31 protein-coding genes and 1 pseudogene are annotated in these 22,835 nt (G+C 64.1%); 12 read left to right on the top strand and 20 right to left on the bottom strand.

Annotation, left to right across the window (positions count from 1 at the left end):
- The first annotated feature begins 7 nt into the window (after window positions 1-7).
- From ABIB80_RS19625 to ABIB80_RS19615, 3 genes are all read left to right on the top strand, one after another.
- On the top strand, window positions 8-253 hold the full coding sequence (locus ABIB80_RS19625; protein ID WP_007591667.1) for a DUF4160 domain-containing protein: 246 nt from the start codon (window positions 8-10) through the stop codon (window positions 251-253).
- Entirely contained in the window at window positions 234-482 is a 249-nt protein-coding gene (locus ABIB80_RS19620) for a DUF2442 domain-containing protein (RefSeq protein ID WP_007591670.1), read from the top strand. Before ABIB80_RS19625 ends, ABIB80_RS19620 begins: the two co-directional genes overlap by 20 nt.
- Window positions 483-774: 292 nt before the next feature.
- Entirely contained in the window at window positions 775-1,290 is a 516-nt protein-coding gene (locus ABIB80_RS19615; RefSeq protein WP_007591672.1) for a ParB N-terminal domain-containing protein, read from the top strand.
- 135 nt (window positions 1,291-1,425) lie between these two features.
- On the opposite strand, the gene ABIB80_RS19610 is transcribed toward ABIB80_RS19615, so the two are convergent.
- A complete protein-coding gene (locus tag ABIB80_RS19610; protein ID WP_007591674.1) occupies window positions 1,426-1,932 on the bottom strand; it encodes a hypothetical protein in 507 nt (168 codons plus the stop codon).
- A gap of 380 nt (window positions 1,933-2,312) precedes the next feature.
- Window positions 2,313-2,603: a hypothetical protein gene (locus ABIB80_RS19605; protein ID WP_007591676.1), complete on the bottom strand. Its 291-nt coding sequence runs from the start codon at window positions 2,601-2,603 to the stop codon at window positions 2,313-2,315.
- Window positions 2,604-2,948: 345 nt separating this feature from the next.
- On the opposite strand from ABIB80_RS19605, the gene ABIB80_RS19600 reads away from it, so the two are divergent.
- A complete protein-coding gene (locus ABIB80_RS19600; RefSeq protein ID WP_354128151.1) occupies window positions 2,949-4,004 on the top strand; it encodes a hypothetical protein in 1,056 nt (351 codons plus the stop codon).
- Window positions 4,005-4,106: 102 nt separating this feature from the next.
- On the opposite strand, the gene ABIB80_RS19595 is transcribed toward ABIB80_RS19600, so the two are convergent.
- Both ABIB80_RS19595 and ABIB80_RS19590 read right to left on the bottom strand, forming a co-directional pair.
- Window positions 4,107-4,577, bottom strand: coding sequence for an SMI1/KNR4 family protein (locus tag ABIB80_RS19595; protein ID WP_354128150.1), 471 nt, complete (start codon window positions 4,575-4,577; stop codon window positions 4,107-4,109).
- 177 nt (window positions 4,578-4,754) lie between these two features.
- Complete coding sequence (locus tag ABIB80_RS19590) at window positions 4,755-5,765, bottom strand: acyl-CoA desaturase (protein WP_007591681.1); 1,011 nt, start codon at window positions 5,763-5,765, stop codon at window positions 4,755-4,757.
- 204 nt (window positions 5,766-5,969) lie between these two features.
- Here ABIB80_RS19590 and ABIB80_RS19585 point away from each other — a divergent pair, with 204 nt between their 5' ends.
- Window positions 5,970-6,764 (top strand): transglycosylase SLT domain-containing protein, encoded by a 795-nt coding sequence (locus ABIB80_RS19585; protein WP_007591683.1) that lies wholly within the window; start codon window positions 5,970-5,972, stop codon window positions 6,762-6,764.
- A 107-nt stretch (window positions 6,765-6,871) separates the two neighbouring features.
- Here ABIB80_RS19585 and ABIB80_RS19580 read toward each other — a convergent pair whose 3' ends face one another.
- A complete protein-coding gene (locus tag ABIB80_RS19580) occupies window positions 6,872-7,147 on the bottom strand; it encodes a hypothetical protein (RefSeq protein ID WP_083869795.1) in 276 nt (91 codons plus the stop codon).
- A 284-nt stretch (window positions 7,148-7,431) separates the two neighbouring features.
- Between ABIB80_RS19580 and ABIB80_RS19575 the strand changes: the two genes are divergently transcribed.
- Window positions 7,432-7,677, top strand: coding sequence for a hypothetical protein (locus ABIB80_RS19575; protein WP_007591687.1), 246 nt, complete (start codon window positions 7,432-7,434; stop codon window positions 7,675-7,677).
- Between the two features lie 3 nt (window positions 7,678-7,680).
- On the opposite strand, the gene ABIB80_RS19570 is transcribed toward ABIB80_RS19575, so the two are convergent.
- Both ABIB80_RS19570 and ABIB80_RS19565 read right to left on the bottom strand, forming a co-directional pair.
- A complete protein-coding gene (locus ABIB80_RS19570) occupies window positions 7,681-8,328 on the bottom strand; it encodes a hypothetical protein (RefSeq protein ID WP_007591689.1) in 648 nt (215 codons plus the stop codon).
- A gap of 301 nt (window positions 8,329-8,629) precedes the next feature.
- Window positions 8,630-9,166: a helix-turn-helix domain-containing protein gene (locus ABIB80_RS19565; RefSeq protein ID WP_007591691.1), complete on the bottom strand. Its 537-nt coding sequence runs from the start codon at window positions 9,164-9,166 to the stop codon at window positions 8,630-8,632.
- 214 nt (window positions 9,167-9,380) lie between these two features.
- Here ABIB80_RS19565 and ABIB80_RS19560 point away from each other — a divergent pair, with 214 nt between their 5' ends.
- Window positions 9,381-9,731 carry a zinc ribbon domain-containing protein YjdM gene (locus ABIB80_RS19560; RefSeq protein ID WP_007591698.1) on the top strand — a complete coding sequence of 117 codons (351 nt, stop codon included), beginning with the start codon at window positions 9,381-9,383 and terminating at the stop codon, window positions 9,729-9,731.
- A gap of 127 nt (window positions 9,732-9,858) precedes the next feature.
- On the opposite strand, the gene ABIB80_RS19555 is transcribed toward ABIB80_RS19560, so the two are convergent.
- Both ABIB80_RS19555 and ABIB80_RS19550 read right to left on the bottom strand, forming a co-directional pair.
- Window positions 9,859-10,776: a DMT family transporter gene (locus ABIB80_RS19555; protein WP_007591700.1), complete on the bottom strand. Its 918-nt coding sequence runs from the start codon at window positions 10,774-10,776 to the stop codon at window positions 9,859-9,861.
- Window positions 10,777-10,856: 80 nt separating this feature from the next.
- Window positions 10,857-11,075: a nuclear transport factor 2 family protein gene (locus ABIB80_RS19550; RefSeq protein ID WP_245285861.1), complete on the bottom strand. Its 219-nt coding sequence runs from the start codon at window positions 11,073-11,075 to the stop codon at window positions 10,857-10,859.
- Window positions 11,076-11,398: 323 nt separating this feature from the next.
- Between ABIB80_RS19550 and ABIB80_RS19545 the strand changes: the two genes are divergently transcribed.
- Window positions 11,399-11,980 carry a bifunctional transcriptional activator/DNA repair enzyme AdaA gene (locus ABIB80_RS19545; RefSeq protein ID WP_246649236.1) on the top strand — a complete coding sequence of 194 codons (582 nt, stop codon included), beginning with the start codon at window positions 11,399-11,401 and terminating at the stop codon, window positions 11,978-11,980.
- A gap of 4 nt (window positions 11,981-11,984) precedes the next feature.
- Here the strand turns inward: ABIB80_RS19545 and ABIB80_RS19540 are convergent, their stop codons facing one another.
- From ABIB80_RS19540 to ABIB80_RS19530, 3 genes are all read right to left on the bottom strand, one after another.
- Window positions 11,985-12,131, bottom strand: a complete 147-nt coding sequence (locus tag ABIB80_RS19540) for a hypothetical protein (RefSeq protein ID WP_007591703.1) — start codon at window positions 12,129-12,131, stop codon at window positions 11,985-11,987.
- Window positions 12,132-12,380: 249 nt separating this feature from the next.
- Window positions 12,381-12,635: a hypothetical protein gene (locus tag ABIB80_RS19535; protein WP_007591705.1), complete on the bottom strand. Its 255-nt coding sequence runs from the start codon at window positions 12,633-12,635 to the stop codon at window positions 12,381-12,383.
- 151 nt (window positions 12,636-12,786) lie between these two features.
- Window positions 12,787-12,990: a hypothetical protein gene (locus tag ABIB80_RS19530; protein ID WP_007591707.1), complete on the bottom strand. Its 204-nt coding sequence runs from the start codon at window positions 12,988-12,990 to the stop codon at window positions 12,787-12,789.
- A 331-nt stretch (window positions 12,991-13,321) separates the two neighbouring features.
- Between ABIB80_RS19530 and ABIB80_RS19525 the strand changes: the two genes are divergently transcribed.
- On the top strand, window positions 13,322-14,632 hold the full coding sequence (locus tag ABIB80_RS19525) for a M15 family metallopeptidase domain-containing protein (protein WP_007591708.1): 1,311 nt from the start codon (window positions 13,322-13,324) through the stop codon (window positions 14,630-14,632).
- 10 nt (window positions 14,633-14,642) lie between these two features.
- On the opposite strand, the gene pdxY is transcribed toward ABIB80_RS19525, so the two are convergent.
- The 3 genes and pseudogenes from pdxY to ABIB80_RS19510 form a co-directional block, all read right to left on the bottom strand.
- Window positions 14,643-15,455: a pyridoxal kinase gene (gene pdxY, locus ABIB80_RS19520; protein WP_007591709.1), complete on the bottom strand. Its 813-nt coding sequence runs from the start codon at window positions 15,453-15,455 to the stop codon at window positions 14,643-14,645.
- A gap of 49 nt (window positions 15,456-15,504) precedes the next feature.
- On the bottom strand, window positions 15,505-16,146 hold the full coding sequence (locus ABIB80_RS19515; RefSeq protein ID WP_354128149.1) for an FMN-binding negative transcriptional regulator: 642 nt from the start codon (window positions 16,144-16,146) through the stop codon (window positions 15,505-15,507).
- Between the two features lie 92 nt (window positions 16,147-16,238).
- Window positions 16,239-16,882 (bottom strand): annotated as a pseudogene (locus tag ABIB80_RS19510) (TetR/AcrR family transcriptional regulator).
- Between the two features lie 97 nt (window positions 16,883-16,979).
- On the opposite strand from ABIB80_RS19510, the gene ABIB80_RS19505 reads away from it, so the two are divergent.
- Window positions 16,980-17,645, top strand: a complete 666-nt coding sequence (locus ABIB80_RS19505) for an O-methyltransferase (protein ID WP_007591711.1) — start codon at window positions 16,980-16,982, stop codon at window positions 17,643-17,645.
- A gap of 184 nt (window positions 17,646-17,829) precedes the next feature.
- Window positions 17,830-18,174, top strand: coding sequence for a DMT family transporter (locus ABIB80_RS19500; protein WP_007591712.1), 345 nt, complete (start codon window positions 17,830-17,832; stop codon window positions 18,172-18,174).
- Between the two features lie 66 nt (window positions 18,175-18,240).
- On the opposite strand, the gene ABIB80_RS19495 is transcribed toward ABIB80_RS19500, so the two are convergent.
- Together ABIB80_RS19495 and ABIB80_RS19490 are read right to left on the bottom strand one after the other, a co-directional pair.
- On the bottom strand, window positions 18,241-18,555 hold the full coding sequence (locus ABIB80_RS19495; RefSeq protein ID WP_035992793.1) for a hypothetical protein: 315 nt from the start codon (window positions 18,553-18,555) through the stop codon (window positions 18,241-18,243).
- Window positions 18,556-18,625: 70 nt separating this feature from the next.
- Window positions 18,626-18,805 (bottom strand): hypothetical protein, encoded by a 180-nt coding sequence (locus tag ABIB80_RS19490; RefSeq protein ID WP_035992796.1) that lies wholly within the window; start codon window positions 18,803-18,805, stop codon window positions 18,626-18,628.
- A 139-nt stretch (window positions 18,806-18,944) separates the two neighbouring features.
- Between ABIB80_RS19490 and ABIB80_RS19485 the strand changes: the two genes are divergently transcribed.
- A complete protein-coding gene (locus tag ABIB80_RS19485) occupies window positions 18,945-19,223 on the top strand; it encodes a DUF3551 domain-containing protein (RefSeq protein WP_007591714.1) in 279 nt (92 codons plus the stop codon).
- A 19-nt stretch (window positions 19,224-19,242) separates the two neighbouring features.
- Here ABIB80_RS19485 and ABIB80_RS19480 read toward each other — a convergent pair whose 3' ends face one another.
- The 3 genes from ABIB80_RS19480 to ABIB80_RS19470 form a co-directional block, all read right to left on the bottom strand.
- Entirely contained in the window at window positions 19,243-19,521 is a 279-nt protein-coding gene (locus tag ABIB80_RS19480; protein WP_007591715.1) for a hypothetical protein, read from the bottom strand.
- Between the two features lie 174 nt (window positions 19,522-19,695).
- The gene (locus ABIB80_RS19475; protein WP_354128148.1) at window positions 19,696-20,706 is read right to left on the bottom strand and encodes an SH3 domain-containing protein; all 1,011 of its coding nucleotides are present in this window, start codon (window positions 20,704-20,706) and stop codon (window positions 19,696-19,698) included.
- A 162-nt stretch (window positions 20,707-20,868) separates the two neighbouring features.
- Window positions 20,869-22,791: an FAD-binding monooxygenase gene (locus ABIB80_RS19470; RefSeq protein WP_007591718.1), complete on the bottom strand. Its 1,923-nt coding sequence runs from the start codon at window positions 22,789-22,791 to the stop codon at window positions 20,869-20,871.
- Window positions 22,792-22,835: the final 44 nt, after the last annotated feature.

Genomic DNA, 22,835 nt, shown 5'->3' with positions numbered 1-22,835 from the left:
GGCATTGATGCCAGTTGCATTACGCCAGGGCGGCTTGCGTTACTACTTCTTCTCAAATGAGGGGCAGCCACCCGAGCTGCCCCATATTCATGTCAAAGGCGGCGGCCGGGACGCCAAGATTTGGCTTGAGCCTGGCATATCAATAGCCGACAGTTATGGCTTCAATCCGCGGGAACTTTCGAATATCCTGCGCGTCGTGGAAGACAATCGCGATCTTCTCCTGAAGGCCTGGCATGACCATTTCGGCAACTAGCGTTCGCTTCGACGAACACACGATGTGGGTCGAACTGTCCGATGGAAGGACACTCGGGATCCCGCTTGCGTGGTTTCCGCGCCTGCTCCATGCAACGCCAGACGAACGCAACCAGGTCGAGCTCAGCCGCGTCGGCCTGCACTGGGAAGCACTTGACGAAGATATCTCCGTTGCCGGCCTTCTCGCGGGACGCGGCGATGTCACCCGCTCCCCGGAACACGCCGCCTAAGTGGCCGATCCGCCCTGCGGATGCGTCGCCCGGAAGCTGCAGGCAAGCCCGAGGTCTACGACAGCGACATGTGCTCGGTATTGCGGCGACAGCACGTAGGATGGGTGGAGCGAAGCGATACCCATCGCCGCCAAATCCCCAGAAGGGATGGGTTTCGCAAGGGCTCAACCCATCCTACGAGCTCATCAACACCCTGCCGCCGAAATTACCTTTGCGGTCGAGCCCTTCCCTCCTAAACTCCGACCACCGCCGGCATCGGTTCCGACGGGCCCGGTAGAAGCGGAGTCAAGTAATGCCCAAACCGGAAAGCTTCCCGATCGAGAAGATCTTCGTTCCCACGAAGCAGAAGAAAGCCATCAAGCCCGAGACCGTCGGAGAGATCGCTGAAAGTATGCTGGACATCGGACAACAGGAACCCATTTCCGTCCGGCTCGACGGAGACCGCCTCGTTCTGGTCGAGGGACTGCATCGGCTCGAAGCCTGCAAGGCGCTCGGCGAGACGACGATAATCGGTGTCATCGTCCCGGCGGAGGTCGCTCAACACAGGCCGCTGCTCTCCGAAGGACCCGCAGTCGAGGCAGAGCGCATCAAGATGGCGCGATTGAAACAGCTGCGCCTCGAGAAGGAAGCTGCGGAAGCATCTATGGCTGGCTCAAAGAGCGTCAACGGAACGGAACCGCCGCGCACCCGTCCGACGAAAGGCGTTCGCGACAATCCGAAGGCATCACCGGGCCGGACCGTGGGATCGACACCGAAAACATTGTCGGACTGGATCACGCAGCAAAAGGGCCACGGCGGCCGCTATTGATTGTTGGCTCCAGCTCGGGTGGAGCGAAGCGATACCCATCACCGCTCGATCGGCGAGAGATGATGGGTCTCGTAAGGGCTCAACCCATCCTACGACCTTGAGCTCAACCCACCCTACGCGCTATCTACGCCCGCCTCACCGTATCTCGCTCATCGACACCTTGGCGGCGATCCCGTTCAACTCGGGCTGTTGCGATGCGAACTCCTCGTTGGACGATGAGCCTAGCGAGACGTCGACCATTCTGCGCTTGACCTGTTCGCATGTCTTGCGGACGTCTTCGGTGAACAGCGCACATTCTTCGATGCGCCTGAAGATCTTCCGACCCTCTTCACGATACTCCGCCGCCGTTTCTCGCATGAAGGCGATCGCATCATGGACCTGGGCTGTCAGCGCCTCGCATTTTTGCGCGGCGTCGATCAACTCGGTGCCCATGGCCTCGATCTCTTTTGCAGCGGACTCATAGTCCCGAACGACCGCCTCTGCACTGAGCGCGCCGACGCGCGTCACGCCCGCGGTGTGCTCGACGTAATCAGGCAGCGCAATGGAAGCAAGAGAGCTTCCCGAGCGTATCGATGCAATGTCCTCCTCAAGCTGGACCAGGTTCACTCCGTCCCGCCTGCGCAATTGTTCGACATTTGCCATTATTGATCCTCCCATACGCACCCAGAACCCCTAACAGCATTGGGTTTATTACGGGGATAAGCTCCGTTCTACCCTGATGTATCCTTGACAGCCGCAATTTTGCCGCTTTTTCCCGGTCGCCGCGAATGCACGCAGCGATCGACTTTTCGGCGTTCAACCTCTCATGGTGGCGGCCGGCGAAGATGGCACGCACGCCTCGCTAGAAGTCGAGCTGTCGAGCAACAGACGCGCCAATACGCACGGTGAAGCGAGCACAGCCCGGATCCCGTGTGTGCGGGCCCGGAACTCGGATCACCTCTCCCCGCTCGGAGAGAGGTGCTCCGCGCACAGCCGACCCATCGGTGCTCTGGCCGCTGCGCCAAGACCGGCTACAAGACCGGCTAGTAGCAGGGCGGGTAAGGTTCGTAGCCGCAGCGGCGATAGCCGCCGTAGGCTCCGTAAGCCCCGTAAGCTGCCGCACCAACCGCAGCAGCTCCGACGCCCACGGCAACTCCGCGGCGCACGGCTGCACCACGATAGACGCCACCGCGATAGACACCGCCGTGATGAACACCAACTCGACCAACCCCGACGCCTCTTCGATACGCGAAGGCGTCGGTCGAAACAGTCGCGATGCAGGCGATGCCAATGATTGCGGATGCGGTAAGTGAAACGATGGTTCGGCGCGACATGTCCACTCTCCTTCCTGGATTGGAACGGTGCGTCAGCGTAATTCTCCAATCAGCGGGTTTTGTTGATTTAGAACAATGCGGGCCGTTGCGATCTGGCGGCCGAGTTCATAACGAGACAGCGAAACTGTCACGCTGACCTACATAGGGCATCAGCGGGAGCCACACCGATTTCGCTCATGTACCTGACGCTCCCGACGCATGCCGGTTCGGCAACGCCCACGCCCGCCCCCGAGCCCGCCATAATTTCTCCTTCGCACGCGCGTTGTGTTGGACGGCGGCGAGTCCTATCGTTCCGATCGGACTGCCGCACTCCCATTGACGCCCGACTGGATCGAGAGCGCATCGGTGCCCGAGACGAACGACCCCAAACCTGACGACCACAAGCCTGATGCCCCTAAGCCGGACGCTCCCAAGCCGGACGAGGTGCGCGCCGATGGCGGGCTGGCGCGGGCTTACGACCGGATCAAGAGCGCAGAGCAAGACCTTGCGCGGCTGGACCGGCTGGTTTCCGGAATGGAACGCGGCAGCGAAGGCCCGCGGGTCTCGCGAGCAAGCGCCGGTGCGGAGACTATCCAGGCTCCCAAGGACAAGATTCCCGAGGACAAGACTCCCAAGGCCGCGGCGCCGGCGCCAGATAGCGAGGTTCGCAACCAAGGCCTGAAGGGAGATCGGCCCATGCTGCGTGCTCTGGTCGGTCTCGTGCTGGCGATCGGCATTCTCGGTGCAGCCTTCGCTTCGCAATATAGCGATCAGGCCAGGTCGATGACCAAATCGATCATGGCGCGATGGGCTCCACCGGCCGCCACTCGGCCTCCGCAAGCGTCCGCGGTTGAAAGTCCGGCGCAACCGGCGGCCGTGCAGCTGGCTGCCGCGGATGAGCCCGGCACGGTGCCCGCGCCGCCGGTCGGCAAGGACACTGAGAGCAATGCAGGGTTTGACGCTTCAAGACCCGACGCTCCAAGGCCCGACGCTTCAAGAACTGGCGCCACAGCACCTGACCCCTCGTCGTCCGATCTCGCGCAATCGCTCAAGACCATCACCAGCGAGCTTGCGAGCATGAACGGAAAGCTCGAGCAACTGAAGAGCCGCAACGAGCAGACGCTGCGCGAGCAGGCCGACACCATTCAACAGCTCAAGGCGGCGCAGGAGAAGGATGCGGCGGCTAACGCACGCCTCGCCGCACAGGTCCAGGCGCTGCAAAAGGAGCCGACGACGTCATCCGCATCTTCATCCGCACCCGCGAAACCCGCCGTGCGGAGCGCAATCAACAACGATACCGCTGCGCCTGCCCGGCCGCACGCGCAGGCGGCCGCACCCCGGCGGCCCAGGCCGCCGTCGCGCGGGCCCTGGATGCCCCCGCCTTATATGGTCGATCCCTACTACGGCGATCCGGATTGGTGAGCCCGCGGGATGGGTGGAGCGAAGGGATACCCATCGCTAGCCAATCGACAGAAGCGATGGGTTTCGCAAGGGCTCAACCCATCCTACTAGCTGCATATCCATTCACCCCTCTCCCAAGCCGAGGATGAAGGTTTCAAGATCGGGCGCGAGTTCGTTTGTGTTCGGGAAATCGGCGAACATGTCGCCACCGTCCACCGGTTCATGCTCGTGATCCCAGTAGAAGACCTGCCCATAACTGTCCTCCTCCAGACTCAGCAGGAACAGGTCGCCGCCGGGATCGGGTGCGAAGGGGCAGCTCAGCCGGGGGATTCGTTTCATGCTCCGATACACATCGTAATTGTCGATGACGCCGTAGCTGTCGGTCGGATGCGTCGTGAATAGCACGTCCAAAACGGTGCGGTCGTTGCGCCAAGGCAGCTCGACGCCGCAGCGGTCGAAGCCGCCGCCGTCCGATTGCGCCAGCAGCTCCTTGTAGGGCGCGGGCAACGGCGCACCGATGTGTTGCTCCAACGCGCGGATGGCGTTGGAGGGCGCCGGTGTCCGTCGGTCGTCCATGAGATCCAGATAGTTCATCGGCCTAAACTTCGTGCCCCGTGGGCCATCAAAGCGCCCGCGCTAGTGAGCACACCACTAGATCGGTGTGGCCAAATCCATGGCGTAGTCGAGCACCGAGCCCGAAGGATGGGTAGAGCACTTGCGAAACCCATCGTGCGATGACGGCGATTGGTGGGTCGCTTCCGCTCTACCCATCTACGGCCTGATCGCTTCGGTATCTGCCACTGAACGTTCTCCGCCGTCTGAACCGCCAGAGGGACGCGTCCTGCTCCCAGCCGCGAAAATGTCGTGCACGAGGCCAAGCTTCCCGAGTCCCAGAATGATCAGGCCGTTGATGTCGATCTCGTACCAGGCGTGCGAAATGTAGGCGTCGCGCGGAAACCGGTGATGGTTGTTGTGCAGGCCTTCACCGAAGGTGAGGATCGTGGTCACGAACTCGTTGGTGGTGCCGTCGTCGAGATCGAAGCGGCGGTAGCCGTAGCGGCCGTCGCTGTGGCAGACCGAGTTGACCAGCGATGTCGCCATGGTCATGAGGTAGCTGCGGAACAGGCCGGAGAACAGGATGCAGCCGGTCATCGTGTGCACGCCGCCAAAGGCGTAGCCGATCGCGCCCGGAATGATCACCGCCGAGAGCGCGTACCAGTACCAGCGCGTCCTGGTGAAGAACATGGCGATCGGATCGGCCAGGATATCCTTGGCGTAGTATCCGGCATCGGTGGTGGCCTGATCCCACACCCAGCCGCCTTGCGCATGCATCATCCCCTTGGCGAAGGTGACATAGGGATTGCCGTCGCCGTCATAGTAAGGGCTGTGGACGTCGCCCGGCTTGTCGGAGTGAAGATGGTGCCGGCGATGATTGCTCACCCATTTCAGGATCGAGCCCTGCACCGCCATGGTGGCGATGGCCGCGAACAACGTCCGCATCACCGGACCGCAGCGGAAGCTGCGGTGGACGAAGTAGCGATGCATGAAGCCGATCCCGACCGTGGATAGCGCGAACGTGCCGGCGAAGACCGAAACCTCCACCCAGCCGATGCCTTGCCAGAACGCCCAGACCAGCGCCGCGATCGAACCGCCGATCATGATGACGAAGGAGATGTAGGAATCGCGAAACTTGGCCTCGACCACCGGCCCTTCGACCAGCACGCCCGGCGGCATTTTCCGCTCCGCAACTTCCGCCGACACCACGCTTTCAATGACGGTCATTCCAACGATCCATTCACACAAAATTAACCCTGTTGCGGCGCACAGTACAACCTCGGGTTATTTCCATCAAGGATACGAGCTGCCGTGGGAGTACGGAGCGGCGACTTGAAAAGACGCGACCAGAGAGAAAAGAAGCCGGATTTCAAGGGCTGGTGACCGCGTTAACCAGCTACAAAGCCTCCGCAATGCACTCCCAGAAGACCGATGCCAGCACGAAGCAAGCCCCTCCTCTCTCGCCTTCGCAAGCTCAGGCGACGCGCGCGATGGCTGCGAAAGACATTCGCCCGCGCACCGCGCATGGTTCGGATCGCGAGCGGCGTGGCGATGCTGCTGGCGGTCGTCGTGCTCGTGAACATCGCCTATCAAACCATGCGCAAGCCGACCGAGCTGTTCGTCCTTGTCGGCCACGCGCTCGACAAGGAGCCATCGGAGACCTGGCGGCAATACGGGCCGCTGTTCCGCAAGCATGCCACCGCGACGATCACGCCCGAATTGCTGGCCGCACTGGCGCAGGTCGAGAGTTCAGGCAATCCGCTCGCGCGCACCTACTGGCGTTGGCAATGGAGCCTCAATCCGCTCGCGATCTACCGGCCCGCCTCCAGCGCCGTCGGCCTCTTCCAGATGCTGGACGCAGCCTATGCCGACGCCGCGCGGTTCTGTATTCGCAGTAACGCGGTCACGGAAGCCGGCTGCGGCTCTCCCTTCCTCTATGTCCGCGCGATTCCGAGCCACGCCATCGAGCTCGCATCGGTGTATCTCGATCGCAATGTCGCCGATGTTCTCGCCCGTGCGGGTGATGTGAAGGCGAGCGCGCGCGAGCGGCAGGATCTGGCCGCCTTCATCCATCTCTGCGGCGCCGGCCCCGCCACGGCCTACGCACGCCGCAAGTTTGCGATGATCGCCGACGAGCGTTGCGGCGATCACCTCGTCGCGAGCTATATCGCCAGGGTCAACGCGATGAAGCGGCAGTTTCAGCGGCTTGCGGCCGACGACGATTAAGGACGTAGCCCGGATGAGCGCAAGCGAAATCCGGGATTCGTGCCATGCGGGCGATCGTGCGATGCGGATGGTCCGGATTACGCTTTCGCTCCATCCGGGCTACGGGATCACCACCAATACGGCCACCGCCAACCCTCATACCGCACCCACGACGACACCAAAGGCGGTCCGTACGGATCGACCCGGTCATCTTCCGGGCGATAACGATAACGCGGAACAATATTGTAATCCCACGGCGTCGGCCTGAGCACGGGGACATCCACCCTCAGCCGTTGTTCATCCACCACGCGAGCCTTCCGCGTCCGGGCGTCGGCATCCGATATTCCGAGATTGCACAGCACCAGGGCGGTTCCGAGCGCACACGCGACAGTCATGATCTTCATGCGTTGGTCTCCTTGCCCCAAGAGTGCAAAAGGACGCCAAGCAAGGCAAGCGAATTTGCGATCAAGCTTTGCCGGAATGACCGATGCCGGCCACACCGCCTCCGTCGGCTTCATCCTTCTGCTTGTCCCACCGGCTCTGCTCCGCCTCGGCGCGCTCTCCAGCGCAGCGTGCTGCGCTTTGATCGACTCCGCTCTCCCCAGGATTGCAAACAGCGATCCAACACGCTAAACGTCTGGCGATTGAAGCAAATCGATTCCAGCCTCTGGGGGATATGTACAAGCCGATGGCATTTTTCGTCGTGGCGTTTTTGTCCCTGGGTATCTCGATGGCCAAGGCTGCCCCCGTTTACGAGTGTGGCGGCAACGCTGCGTGCCAGGCCAAGCGCGAGCGCATGTCCCAGGACGCTTACGATCGCAACATCGGCCGGTGCCTGACCGCAGCGGGCGCCACGCGCGAGCAGTGGCGCGCCCATGCCGTGCCCCGCGCGCAGGCAGACAAGGTCCGCGCTTGCCTCGAAGCGCGCGGCTGAGCCCTACTCCCGCGCACGTCGCACCGCCTCCGTCAGCTTCATCCGCTGCTTGTCCCACCGGCTCTGCTCTGCCTCGGCACGCCCATCGAGCGCAGCGCGCTCCGCGTCGATCGCCTCCGCCCGCTCCTCGTGCTCCCGCCTCGCCTCGTCCAGCGCCGCCTGTGCACTCGCGACCGCTTTCTCGCGGCGCGCGCGCTCCTTGGCGCGAGCGATCTCCTCCTTGCGGCGCTCGGCTTCCCGCCGGCGCTCTTCCTTCGCGAACGCCGCGGCGGCCTTGCGCGCCTGTTGATCGTCGATCTTGCGGGATGGTTGCTTTGCAGCGTTTGAAGGACTCTTTTTCGGCTTGGATTTCGGCCTGCGCTTCGGCTTGGCCGCGTCGTCAGCGAGATCGGTCGGCAACTCGGAATGCTCGGTGAACGCCCCATCCGATCCGACCGGACGCCTGAGCACCACGCCCGGCTTCTCCATGGTCGCCGCGACGATGTCGGGGTCGTCAGTCTCCTTCGCGGCGCCCTGATGAAACAGATTGGACCTGGCGCCCCAGGCGTCCAGCGCTGCCTTCATCGAGGGCGCGGCGATCGCCTGGTCGTAGAAGCCGAGCGACGTCTGGAAGGTCTTCAGTTTTCTTTTTGGTTTTGCTTTTTTCGGCATGTCGCTCCGCAGCTGGCGAGCCACCAGCTTCCAGCGGCGCCATCATGCCATACTGCTCCTGTTTTGCCCGACGAGTCAAATTCGATTCGGTATCGCCGAAGTGGATTTGAGGCCGTAGCCCGGATGGAGCGCAGCGTAATCCGGGACCGGTGCCCCCGCAGGATTCCCGGATTGCGCTGCGCTCCATCCGGGCTACGGCCCAACACCGACGACTTTTCGGATTTCCAACACTCTGAAATCCCTCGGGATTTCTACTGTGCATGGGGTTGTTTTCGACGTTTTTGTTTTGAAGCGGTGCCGATTACGCCGCGTCGACATCCTCCGGCGCCGGCCCCGCGACGAGCCCGTCGAGGCCGACCATCAGCAGATCGGCGATGTGCATCAGCTGGTAGAGCGGAATGTCCGCGAGGCCCTGCTCGGCCAGCGACACGAAGGCCGGCGTGGCGCCGACGAGCTCGGCGAGCTGGCCTTGCGTGTAGCCGCGCTTTTCGCGCGCAGCCTTGAGGCGCGCACCGATCCCGAGCCGGTGCCGGGACTGCTCGTCCGCGGTCATCATCACGGCCTGCTCATCCGCGCTTGCATAGCCGTCCACGAACGCGCTGCCGATCAGCCTGCCCTTGCGCCAGGCGACCCGGCAGTCCTTGCGCAGTCCGCTGCTGAAGACCAGCGTGAACTGCTCGGCCACCCAGAGCGAGGCGTTGAGGCCGAGGCGCGCGCCGGTGCCGGAGACATCGCGAATCGTGCAGGGTGCGCTGATGGTCTTGCCGGTGCCGTTGTCGAACTCGACAATGCCGGTCCGCAAAATGTGATGTCTGACTGCGGCGCGGTGCTCGCTCATGACGGGACGTGGCTCCTGGACGCTCCTTGCGCAGCGACGTCGAACCGACGCAGCCGCAAAAATCCCGGACCTCGATACCGCAGATTTTTTCCTGAACTCCTAAATTTCCAAGGGTTCCCCAAGGACTGAAAGCCATGGTAAAGGATTTGCTCCCAATCCATCTTTTTCCGGCGGAAAGCGTGCGGCGCGCCCGTGACGGGCGACGAGGCGAACGATGACCGACGCGATGAAATGCCCGACCTGCAACTCCGAGCACGCCTATCAGGATCGCGGCCTCTGGGTCTGCCCGGAATGCGGCCATGAATGGAGCGGCACGGCGGAGGCCGCCGCGGATGCCGCGCAGGAGGCCGGCGTGCGCGATGCCAACGGCAATGCGCTCGCCGATGGAGACAGCGTCATCGTGATGAAAGATCTCAAGGTCAAGGGCTCGTCCTCCGTCGTCAAGGGCGGCACCAAGGTCCGCAACATCCGCCTGCAGGACGCCACCGACGGCCACAACATCGCCTGCAAGATCGACGGCATCGGCGCGATGAATCTGAAATCGGAGTTCGTGAGGAAGGCGTAAGCCGAGCCCCCGGACTCGCCAGGGCAAATCCGCTAGCGAACGCGCCGAGCGGCTCGGGCGGGAGCTGACCTGTCGCGGCGTCAAGTTTACCGCCATCGAATGGTAAGCGCCGTGCGGAGGCCGCAATCTATCGCTGCCGCTGCGCCAGATAGAATCCGCACAGCACCGTCACCAATCCCGCCGTCTGCAATAGTGTCGGTGGCTCGCCGAGCAGGAGCCAGCCGGCGAGCACCGTCAGCGCCGGCACGCAGGCGGGGACAACGGCGGCGCGGGCCACGCCGAGGCGTTGGACCGAGACGGCGAACAGATAAAGCGCAGCGGGACCTGCAAGCACGCCCTGCGCCAGCGCCTGAATGGCGTTCTCACCGATACCGATCGCCGCGATCCGCGCGAGCCCGCCGGTCATGAGGTAGATCGGCAACAGCAGCAGCGACAGCACGTTGATGACGAGCGCAGCCGACACGGCGGAGACACGCCAGTGGCGCAGCAGCGCGCCGAAACCTGCGAACATCAATCCGGTCAGCACGAAGGTCAGATCGCCGAGCACGCCGTCGACGCCGATATGGCCGATCGATTCCGCGCCGATCACACCGAGCCCGCCGACGATGACGACAGCGCCGGCGATGCGCGACGCGGAAACATGCTCCTTCAGGAACAGGGCCGCGAGCAGCAGGCCGCCGAGCGTCGCACAGGAGGGCTGGATCACGCTGCCATGGCCGAGCGGCACGAACAGAAAACCAGTGTAGGAGATCAGCGACATCACCGGGCCGCCGAGCACCATCAGCACAAGGCCCCTGCCCCAACCGATGCCGCAGAGATCGGAGATTCCGCCGCGTACCACCAACGGCAGGAATGCGATGCCGGACCAGACATAGCGATGCACGAGCAGATCGACCGGCGTGAAGCCGACCTTGAGGCCGTGCCGCGTGCCGGCGAAGCCAAGCGCCCAGAACACCGCCGCGGCGAGGCCGCAGAGCACGCCGACAAGGGCCGGCGCCTGATCGTTCCTCCGAATGAGAGCGTCGGCGCTCGTTCGCTGATCCATGGAGCATGCCTTATGTCAGCAAGCGACGAGGCTCAACCCATGCGGTTGCAGGGCTGGCACGCGGCGGAAAATATGCCTGCTCATCGAGCCTCCTCGCCGAACACCATCCGCCATCTCTTGCGCGTGTCCACGTATTCCCGCACCTCGCGGATCTTGTCGCCGGCCACCGTGAACACGAAGCTATAGTCATTCTCGTAACGCGCTCCCCCGGCAAGTGTAGCGCGCATCCGCTCCTCCACGATCACGACATCGCCGTCGGCATAGACGCCGCGAAAGCCGATATCGATCCCGGAGAACATCCTGTGCATCTCCTGCGATGAAGCGCGCGATCGCTTGCGCGCGGATCATGTGGTCGGTGTAATCGAGCGCGACCGCGGTGGCGTTGCCCTTCGGCGCGATCCACTCAGCGTCGTCGGTGAACAGCGCGGCGATGCGCATCGAGTCGCATACTGAAACAATCTTCCAGGCGTTGAGGACGGTGTCTTTCGGGCTGGTCACGCCGGGCTCCAAGACTGGCATCGCAGGGGGGCTTGCGTCGAGGGCGGCTTTCTAAGCCGCCCTGCCCATCGCGGCTCGCCGCAATCGGACTCGGTCATCCCGCGGCCCTTTCGCCTGCGCGGCCATGCGCTATCATCAGGCCATGCTGAGCTTTGATGTCTGCAATGCAGCGCGCCTGCGCCGCGATCCCCGCTATGACGGCCGCTTCTTCACGGCGGTGAAGACCACGGGCATCTATTGCCGCCCGGTCTGTCCGGCCAAGCAGCCGCTGACGCGCAACGTCTCCTACTATCCGTCAGCCGCCGCGGCCGAAGCCGCAGGCTTCCGCCCTTGCCTGCGATGCCGTCCCGAGACCGCACCGTTCTGCCCGGCCTGGAACGGCACGCGCTCGACGGTCGCACGCGCGGTGAAGCTCATCAATGAGGGCGCGCTCGACGAGGATTCGGTGGTGTCTTTCGCGATGCGGCTCGGCATCTCCTCGCGTCATCTGGCGCGATTGTTCGAGCGTCACGTCGGCACCACGCCGCAGCAGCTTGCGAAGACGCTGCGCGTCCAGCGCGCAAAACGCCTGCTCGATGCCGGCGATCACACGATGACTGACATCGCATTCCAGGCCGGCTTCGGCAGCCTGCGCCGTTTCAACGCCGCCTTCGCAGAGCTCTACGGCCGCTCGCCGTCGAGCCTGCGCTTATCGAAGCATGCGTAGCCCGTCAGAAAAACCCGGGGCTGAGATCGAGCCCGTATGTCAGGCTGAGCACGAACACGAACAGCGCGGCAGCTGCGAACAACGCGAGATGCCTGAGAATGAACGCGCGCGGCGAGACGCTTGCAACAACGGCTTTCTGTGCAATGGGCATGACTACTCCATTATGAAAAATGATTCTTGGCTGCTCAATAAGCCGCGGCCGCATCAAGCGCTCCGATCTGCAAAGCAACTATTAAAGAGATCACACTCGCTTTGAACGGCCGTACACAAGTGGCACGTGATCATCACTCGCTGCGCCAAAAAAAAGACCGCGCTCCCGAAAGGGAACGCGGTCCGGGCAGGCTCGGAGAAAACGAGCCTGCATCACGTTGACTTGATGTTGGCTAGTGGCGCCCCCAAATCAGCGGGCGCTGCCCGTCGTGACATCAGCGGTCTTCATCTTGCGCGGCGACAGAACGCGGGTCTGGTGGACCGAAGCGATCGTGGTGGGCGCCGAGGCCTGCTGCTCGACATGCGCGGCACCGAGCACGCGCACCTGCATCGGGGACACCGGAAAACCGTTGGCCTCGTAAGTCGGCAGCTCGGCGGCGAAAGCCACGGTGCTGCCAGCGATCGTCAGGATGGCGGCGGCGATCGACAGAGTCTTCTTGTTCATGGGTGATGCTCCTGAATGAAACGTTCGGAGCACATCTAAGCGCATTTTGCTGCATTGCGACATGCACTGCTGCAACGCAACAACGCGCCGAGTGCATGGCAATATGTTTAATGCGCGCCCCGGCGCGACATGACGCTGTTATGAGCGGCGGTCAGCCGCCGAGCACATGACCCCAGCCGTCGAAAACGTAGTCCTTCCAGATCACGGTTCCGTCACCGCCTGGCCGGCTGGCCCGCCTGAAATCATCGGCCTGCTCAGCGCTCCAGGTGATGATCGTATCGGAGAGCTGGTCGTGCAGGATGGCGGGCTCGGTGGGGTCGAAGGCGTCCATCGGACGAAGCGAGGAGTGCGTCATGGGCGCCTAACGCGCCGACCGTGACAAGGTTGCGCAACGTGTGGGCGAAACACCCTTACGCCGGCCGGCGCCAAAATATTCGTCTTTATCGAATTTTCTACACCGCCCGCGCGCAAGCGCCGGTGGAACCGCGATGGGAACCCGCGTTGCCGCCGCGCAACACCTGGTCGAAAAGCCCGCTTTCGCCGAATTGCGCCATTGCGCTGCCACACCGTCCCCCGAACAATCGGCGCGCGGCGTGCCTTTTCGTGCAAGACTGTTTGGCCAAGACTGTCTGGTCAGACTGTTCGGAGAAGACGAGGTTCAATAGAACCGTTTGGAGGCAGGGATCATGAATGATCGGCGGTCTCTTCTGGTGGCGGTCTCCTGCCCCTCGGCGGTTCTCGCCGGCTGGCTGGCGCTCTCTTTGTCCGCCTACGCCCCTGCCCTGATCGAAAACAGCGGCGCCAATGCTTCTGCCGTCTCGCGCGCAAAAGATCTTGGTCGGCTCGACCTCGCCGACATCCCGCACGCTGCGGCCATCGAGGACGGCGTCGCCCTGACCGCGGATATCGCCGCCGCGGTCGCTGCGACACCAAGCGCGGTCACCGCTGAAGCGGCAGCGCCCGAGGCGCCAGTTCCGGCCATCAAGCTCGCCTCGGCCGACCCAGTGCTGATCTTGCCGACCGAAGCGCCACTCGCGCCGCAGATTTCGCCTGATCCGACACCAATCGCCAGCGAGGTTGCTCCGGCTCCGGCGCCGGAGCCCGTGGTAAAGCTCGCATCCGCCGATCCCACCGAGATCGTGACGACCGAGGCGCTGTCGCCCGCGACGATCGCGACCGGCCCCGCGCCCGCGGCGAGCAAGGCCTCGCCGTCTGCGGACACGACCGCGGTGCTCGACGAATGCTACGTCATGGAAGCCTGCATCGACCGCTATCTCTGGGCGCTCTACCAGCGCACGCCCAAGGAAGACTCGATCAAGGTCGAGGATCGCCGCGCCGTCACCGTCAAGCGCAAGGGCAAGATGGTGACCGTGATGCGCAGCTTCACGAAACTGGTCGACGAGGACTTTGGCTGGAAGGATCCGAAGGCGGCCGACCGCGCCGGCATGTCGATGATGGACTACGTCATCGGCGGCATGGACAAGAGTTTCAAGAAAAAGCTGTTTCGCACGTTGCTCGCGGCTGAGGCTGCCGGGCTTTCGCCGGGTATCACCAGCGCGTTCCGCGACGACTATCGCCAGTCGATCGCGAGCGGCTTGAAGGCCGCCTCCGACCGCTCCTATCACGGCGGCAGCACGCGCGGCGGCTACGGCCACGGCATGGCGGCCGACATCGTCAGCACCAAGGGCGACAACCGCGCGCAGCGCTGGGTCTCGACCGAGGTGCTGTGGAAGTGGGTCGATGCCAATGGCAAGGCGCTCGGCATCGGCCGACCCTATCTCGGCCGCGATCCCCCGCATGTCGGCCCGGTCGACGGTACGGAATATGTCTCGCGCCGAGGCACGTCGGACCGCAAGGAAGCCAACGTCAAGCCGAGGAAAGCGCGGGCCGTGGCAAGTGCAAAGCTGCCAAAGGCGAAGGCACAGGCGACGCGCGAGCAGAAGGTCCCCGCGAAGCCGCAGAAATCAGCGCAATCGGCCGCGAAGCGCGCGACCTGAGTATGACGGCTTACCGTCCCGGCGTCGGCAGCGGCACGAGCCGCATCTCGGCGGCGCCGGCCTCCTGCGTGCGCACCAGCACTGCAAAGATGGTTTCGACTGCGAGCCGCACCGCCGCCTCGGTCGCAGTGTCCTTGGCCAGATGCGCCGCGATCAGGCCGGTGAGGAGATCGCCGGTGCCTGAGGGGCGGATCGGCAGGCGCGGCGTCGCAAAGCGCGACAACTGACCGTCGGCGCACAAGATCGTTTCCACGTGCCCTTCCGCCGTATCAGTGAGCGTGCAACCGGTGGCGACCACGTCAATGCGGCCGGTCCCGGCCAGCGTCGCGCACGCAGCGCGCAGACCCTGCGCATCCGAGATGTCGAGGCCCGCGAGCAGCCCGAGCTCGAACTGGTTCGGCGTGGTCAGATTGGCGGCGGGCAGCAGCCGGTGCCGGACCACATCCAGGATGCCGTCCGCGACATAGACCCGGCCATCATCGCCGATCACGGGGTCGCAGAGATAAACCAACTTTGAATTGCGGGTCAGCGCCCGCTCGACGAAATCGGCAATGACAGCGGCATTGCCGGGCGAACCGAGATAGCCGGTGACGAGGACCGCGGCCTCGTCGACAAGATCGCGCTCCTCGACGCCTCTCAGCAGATCTGCAACGAGCTCGGTCTCCAGCACCCGCCCGCGCAGGGTCGGATAGCGCGGATGGTTCGACAGCAGCGTTGTCGGCACCGCCGCGACATTCACGCCCTCCGCCTGCATGGCATAGGCGGCGGCGCTGTTGCCGACATGGCCGTGGACCACCTGGCTTTGAATGGAGATGACGAGCATGAAAGAGGTCCGTAGGGTCAAATGCCGAAGGGCGCAAGAGTAGCCCGGATCACGAACCGTGATACCCAAGCCCGGGCCGCAAAGCCTGCATCTTCCGCGCCAGCCGCCGATGCCCGTTCTCCTCCGACCGCGCCAGCCGGTCCACGACCGCGACATGATCCACATCACTTTTGTGCTGGTTGAGCTTGGCCTGCCCCTCGACGGTATCCACCAGGAGATCGATGACGCGAATGGCGGCCAACATGGTCTCGCGCTTGTCTGGCTCCATCTGTGTCAGGTCCCAGGGCGCCTTCGGCATTCGCGCTTCGGCGACCGCGAGCAGCGCATCGCCGTGCCCGCGGTTCTCATCGAGCCCGCGCAGATGCGCCACGCCTGACAGGTGTACGGCCTCGTAAAGCCAGGTCGAGACGTTGTCGCGCGAAGAATACCAGTCATTGGAGATGTAGGCGTCGTCGCCGGCAACGATCAGCAGGAAGCGCCGCGTGCCGTCCGCGAGCGGAACGAGCGGATTCCTGGCGGTGAGATGGATCTGGACGATCGCACGCCCCTCGCGTTGCTCCAGCACGAACGGCACATGCGAGGCGCGCGGGCCGCGCTCATCCGCCGCGACGATCATGCCGAAGCCGCGCTGGCTTGCGAATTCCAGCGCTTGCTGCTCCTCGATGCGGAATTGGGGGCGGAGGACATGCATGGCGGGGCGCTCGTCGACAGGCTGGAGGACAAACCGAGGCTAACTCATGATCCAGTCAAGTCGGAAACGATATTGGCCCGCAAACGCGGATGTCAGGAATGACTTCGCCGCCGCGCAAGCTCATCGATATAGGCGCAAAACATGTCGGCCATTGCGTTCGCATGACGCGCGATCTCCGCCTCGTTGCGCGGTGTCTCCGAGAACTGCTTGCCAACCTCGCTCAGCGTCGTCTTGATCAGCTCGCCGGCAAGCTCCCGCGTCGCATCCGGCGCCTCGGGCAAGGCCTCCCGCATGAAGGCCGCGACGATGCCCTTACCGGCGGCCCGCGCGTCGTGTGCTTCGGGCGCATCGCGATAGAGCGGCGCGGCGTCGCTGAGCGCCGTGCGGATCGCAGCCTCCTCGCACTCGGAGCGGATGAAGGCGCGGACCAGCGCGCGCAGTCGCACCAGTGGCGGTTTCGCCTGGTCCGCCAGGATGCCGCGCAAGAGTTCGCTCGTGCGCCGCCACTCCTCGCTCTGGAGGCGGAACAGGATCGCCGCCTTGTTCGGAAAATATTGATAGAGCGACCCGACGCTCACCCCGGCCCGCTCGGCCACCCGCGCCGTCGTGAAACGCTGCGCCCCTCCTTGGCCAGGACCTGAACAGCCGCGTCCAGAATGGCCGCCACCAGCTCGTTCGAGCGGGCCTGCTGCGGCTGTTTTCGTGTGGAAACTGAACGGCTTCGGCGATCGGCCATGGCGCCCTCGAGCAATGCGAATAGCGAATGCGACGAATTAGTCGTATTTCCATTGTCACGCAAGCACTCGCCTCGCGGCGACATCTGGAGACGACACATGACCATCCCGACCATCACATCACTTGCGCCACTGCTCGATCGTCTTTTCGACCAGGACGAAGCGGCGCGCGGCGCGATGCGAGCCGCCTTCGCCGATGTGACCGACGCCGACCGCGCACGGATGATGCGGAGCAAGACCGCTTACCGCGACCTCTACGGGCGGCTGAAGGACGCACCGCTCGCGGTCTCCCGCGAGACCGGTCACCTGCTTTACATGCTCGCACGCAGCTCCCGCGCCAAAGCGATCGTCGAGTTCGGCACCTCGTTCGGCATCTCGACCCTGCACCTTGCCGCGGGCTTGCGCGACAATGGCGGCGGCCGCCTCATCACCACCGAATTCGAACCGTCCAAGGCGGCCCGGGCGCGCGAGAACCTCGCGGCCGGCGGGCTGCTGGACCTCGTCGAAATCCGCGAAGGCGACGCGCTGAAGATGCTTCGAGTCGATCTGCCTGATACGATCGATCTCGTGCTGCTCGACGGCGCCAAGGCGCTCTACCCCGATATCCTGGATCTGGTCGAAGGCCATCTCCGGCCGGGCGCGATCATCGTCGCCGACAATGCCGACGACAGCCCCGACTATCTGGCGCGCATGCGCAGGCCCGGAAGCGGCTACATGTCCACGCCCTTTGCCGAGGACGTCGAACTCTCGGTGCGGATCAACTGACGCCCCGCCACATCGAGCAAGCGCGACCCCAATGGGCCGCCGCGCAAACCATCGCGCGGCGGTTTCGTGCCGCGCTCCGCCGTGTCGCAGGCTCGTCACTGACACGTGATAGCTGGACCCGGGCAAACGTCATATTCCCCGTACCGCGCGGTATCTTTCTTTGCACAACACGCCCGAGCCCGTGATGACTTCCGCCTTCAATGCCTACGCAGCGCTTGCCCTCGCTATCGTCCTCGAGGTCACGGCGTCCGCCTTCCTCCAGCAATCCGTGCAATTCACGCGGCTGTGGCCGACACTGGCGATGGTGCTGTTCTATGTCGCCTCGTTCTACGCTCTGTCGGTCGCGATCCGGGTCATCCCCCTGAGCATCGCCTATGCGATCTGGGGCGGGGTCGGCATCATCCTGACTGCAACGGTCTCCTTCGTGCTGTTTCGCCAGATGCTCGACGCTGCGGCCTTCGTCGGCATCGCGCTGATCGTGTCCGGAGTCGTGGTCATCAACCTGTTCTCGGCGAGCACGGTGCATTGATGCCGGCAAGCACGGTGTTCACCGGCAGGCCTTGCTTCGCGACGCCCTGCGGCAGCCGGCTCCCGCCTACTGGCTTTGCGACGGCTTGGGAGCACGCGGCCCGGATCGCTTTGTGCCAGGCTTGGCCGCAGCTCGCGGGGACGCCGTATCGACGGATTCCAGATAGGCGGCAAGCGCCCTGGCTGTGTCCGAACTGGTTGCGTAATGGTCCTTCAGGAACCAGGACAGCGTCAGGTTGAAGCGCCCCTTGGCAAGGCCGCGGGGGCTGCGATGGCAGGTCGCGCAACCATCGGCGAAAAGCTTTTGCGGCGACTTGCCGGCATCGAGATTTTGCGCGGCGGAAAATGTCGTCGTCAGGACGGCCGCGGCTGCAAGAGTCACTAGGGGCGTGATCAGGTCGCGCCCCGGTCGAAAGTGCGAAATCAATGTCGTCCCCTGCCCCGTCTTGCGGTCAGGCCGCCAATAGCTGATCGAATTCGGGCGGCGCGTAGGCCTTGCCGTCCTGGTCGGTGATGACGACCTTCCACCCCTCGCTTGCCCAAACCTTCGCCTTCGCCACGATGAGCAAACGGCTCTCGCGGGCAAAACTGCACTTCTCGTTGTCGCGTTCTGCGACCATCTTGTAGGCCAATGCGCATCCCCTTGCGTTGCCCCTGCACCCGCTCTCGTCGTGGCAGCGGGCTTTGGCGGCAATTCGCCGGGAGCGTGGCAATTTGATGCCATCCAAGGCAGCATTGTGCCTGGTTCCGGCCGAACGATGGAGATGGATCGTGCGCCGCATCATGAATGCGATTCTGCTTGTAGCGGGCTGGCCTGGTGCGGGCTTGCTCGGCGTGACGCCGACAGCCGCGCAGACCTATGATCCGCGCCATCCCGTCTGCATCGAGATCTACACGATCGACGGCCGCAGCATCGATTGCAGTTTTGCGACAATCGCGCAGTGCGCCGCGACCGCCTCCGGGCAGTCCGCCCAGTGCTATGCCAATCCTTATGCCACGCCGAGCCGGCAGCTGAGCCCGGTTCCGTCGCCGCCGCGACGAAGCCGATAGCATCAGGTCTGCGCTCCGATCAGTGGACGCGAATGATATGGGGACGGCCGAGATCAATCAGCCCCTGCACCGCCGAGAGGCGGTCATCGAGGGCTGCGATGGTCAGCAACAAATTGTTGCGGCGTTCGTCGAGAAGGCCCATCTCGGCGCCGGAGAGTTTGGTGCTCGATCGCTCCTTGTGAATCACCTCGAGAGATTGGCGCAATCCGGCAATCAGGCCGGACAGCTGCTTGGCTTCCTTGGTCATCGACCGCTTCGCGACATTATGGCGGCGCGCCTCCGCTTGGTTCTGTCTCATCGTCGTCATCCTCCCGTGCCCCGCTGCCCCGAGTGGAATGCTTACAGCTTTGAGTAGACATATTACGATCGATGAAATCTGCCCGCGAAGAAGCTTCTTAAATTGTACGCGCACGGAACCCGGTCCGCCCCGAGCAGAAAGCCCGGCGCGAGGGCCGGGCTTTCTTTGGCAACTCTAGTGCTTTTGGTGCCCGCCACCGGGACCGCCGGCCGGCGCACCGCCGCCATGCGGCGCGGCGTTGATGTGAGGAGCGCCGCCGCCACCGCCATGAGGCATCGCAGGCGCAGCCGCGCGCGGCGCCGGCATCTGGGCATGAGCATTCATCGGCGAGCCGTGGCTCACATTGGGCTGGGCCACATGCGGCATCGCAGGCCGGCTTGCGGGAGCGGCTGAGACACGCGGCGCCTCGTGTGCGCGTGCCATCGGTTGCGCAGGAACAGCCGCGCGGTGTGCGGCCTGCTCGTGCATGATGCGGGCTTGTGCATCGCGCGGATTGCGGCTCTGAAGATTGGTCCGCTCATGCGCGATGCGGTCGCTTCGTCCCGCGCGGGCCCGGTCCGTCGTCACCGCAGTCTCGCGCCTGGCGATCGCGGCGTCGTGCCGTGAAGTCGCGGCATCACGGCCCGAGACCGCGGCCGCGCCTCTAAGGCTTTCCTTCGCATTTTCCCTTGCACTTTGCTTGGCATTCGCACCGTTGCGCCCGAGTGTGACTGCCGCATCGCGCGTTGCCGCGCGGCCGATGCGAGCCGCGCGCGGATCGATCGTCATCCGCATCGCGTCGCGCTGATGCGAAGTCCAGTAGCTATTCCAGTGGGCATGCCGCCGATACCAGGGCCGCCCCTGATAATAGCTCGACCAGTACGAGGTCAGCACGAAGGGGACGATCGGCACGTCGATCTCGTCGACATAGTCTGGGAGATAGACGTAGTGATTGCGGTAGAGATATTCGAGATATTGCGACGACACCCAGCCGCGGTCATCCGAGAAGCTCACGTCGCACCAAGCGTTGCCGCGCAGGCAACCATGGATGTCGACGCGGGCGCCCTCGGGGATGCGATCGACCAGCGGAAAGCCCGGACCCGGCCCGGCGCGCAGGCCGGTCGAGACGGTGACCATGCCCGGTGCGGCCAGCGCGGCCGTCGGGGCAAGCAGCAATGCGGCTAACAACACGCTTCGGAATTTCATGGCGTAGTCCTCCTCTTTCGAGTCGGAACGCGCCAGCGGAACGGGCGTTCCGCGTACGAAGGTCTCATTCGTCGAAAGATCGAGACCGATGCCGCGCGCGGTTCAATATTCATTGGCTGTTCATCGACACCGCGCGCAGAGAGGGTGTGCGCTGCCGTCCCGTCAGTTCACTTGCTGCATAAAACCGTCGAAGTACGCAGCAAGCGCAGCAAAATCATCGAGCGGCAGCACGGTCGCGACATACTGATCCGGCCGCACCACGACCATGCAGCCGGCCTTGCGATCGATACCGCGCATGGTGAAAACGTCTTGACCATTCTTGAGGTCCGGACAGAACATCTTCTCGTAGTCGATCAGGCCGTACCGGCCCTTGCGCGGAAGCAGAAGCGCGGGCATCGCCTCCATGGCGAGCTCGCGATGATCCTGCTGGAAGACCGCCCGCAGGTCGATCACGCTGTCGATGTCGGCGGCCGCTGGCGTGTAACGCCGGACCGGCGACTCCCGGGCGTCGGAGAGAAAACTGCACAAGGCGCGAATGGCCGAGCCGGCTGCTGCCGGATCCTCAGCGCCGGAGAAAGCGTAGATGCGGAAGCGGCCATCCGCCGGCGCGGCGTGACCGAGATGCACCGGCTTGGCATCCGCAAGCCGGATCACCGGTGCGGAATGAAAGCGCGTGCCGATGACGAAGCCTTGCGCGAGATGCTGGTGGGACGTCGCTCCGGTCAGAACCGACGGGCGGTAATGCGTCGCCGTGCCCGCGGTGTAGCGACCGTGCCTCACGAAATAGTCCTGCGTCCTGGCGGCATCGGCGCCGCCGGCCTTGGCGGCGGACGCGAGAATTCCCGCCCATTCGCGGTCGAAATCGATCAGCTCTTTCGCAACCGCCTGGCGCTCGGCCGAATAGGAATGCAGCAGGCTCGGCGCAGACTGCTTCCGCAAAACGGCAGCGAGCTTCCAGCCGAGATTGAAGGCGTCCTGCATCGAGACGTTCATGCCCTGCCCCGCCTTCGGGCTGTGGGTGTGGCAGGCATCTCCGGCGATGAAGATCCGCGGCAGACGCGCTGCGATCTCGGTCTCCGGCACGTCGTCGAACTTGTCGGTCAGGCGCTGGCCGATCTCGTAGACCGACCACCACGCGATCTCCTTCACATCGAGCATATGCGGCTTCAGGATCCGCTGCGCCTTCGCGATCACGTCATCGGCGGTGATGTTGCGATTGGCGACGCGCTCGCCGACGTCGAGCTTGGCGAGCTCGACATAGAGGCGGACCATATAGCCGCCCTCGCGCGGAATGAGCAGCAGGCTGCCGTCCTTCGCCGACTGGATCAGGGCCTTGAAGCGGATGTCGGGAAAATCGGTCACCGCCAGCACGTCCATGACGCCCCAGGCATGATTGGCGGAATCGCCGAGCAACTCGCGACCGATCGATTTGCGCACCATGCTGCGGGCGCCGTCGCAGCCGACGACGTAGCGCGCCTTGATCGTCTCTATCTTGCCCTCGTTCTCGGGGTCGACCCGTTCGAGCCGCGCCGTCACGGCATGGTCGGTGGGCCCCGCGGAGGGATGGACCTGAAGGTCCAGCAGGCGCCGGCTGTAATGGGGCTCGATCCTGGCCGGCGCTTTGCGCATGACGTCGAGAAAACCGTCATGGATGCGCGCCTGGTTGAGAATGACGTGCGGGAATTCCGACAAACCGTCCTCGACGTCCTGCACCCGGCCGCTGCGGACGATGTTTTCCGGCATCCGCTCGTCCGGCTTCCAGAACGTGGTCTCGTTCACCCAACAAGCTTCCTTCAGGACGCGCTCGCTGAATCCGAAGGCGTGGAACATCTCCATGGTGCGGCATGCGATGCCATCGGCCTGCCCGACCAGCAAGCGATCCGGCTTCTGCTCGACGATGCAGGTCTTGATGTCAGCAAACTGCGCAAGCTGGGCAGCGAGCGTCAGGCCCGCAGGGCCACAGCCGACGATGAGGACATCGACCTCGTCAGGAACGCCCCCCGTTGCGCCCGAAGCCTGAATGCGCGCGGCGGGATCGGCGATTTCAGGGTCGCCCGGCTGAAATCCATTGAGATGGAATTGCATGAGCACCTCTCCCGGAAACGTTCTGTTTGGATATTGCTCAGTAT

Origin of the sequence: Bradyrhizobium sp. i1.15.2 (assembly GCF_040548425.1) — a bacterium.
GTDB classification, from domain to species: domain Bacteria; phylum Pseudomonadota; class Alphaproteobacteria; order Rhizobiales; family Xanthobacteraceae; genus Bradyrhizobium; species Bradyrhizobium canariense.
The sequence above is the reverse complement of the archived record's forward strand: the minus strand, read 5'-3'. Positions and strand labels throughout refer to the sequence as shown.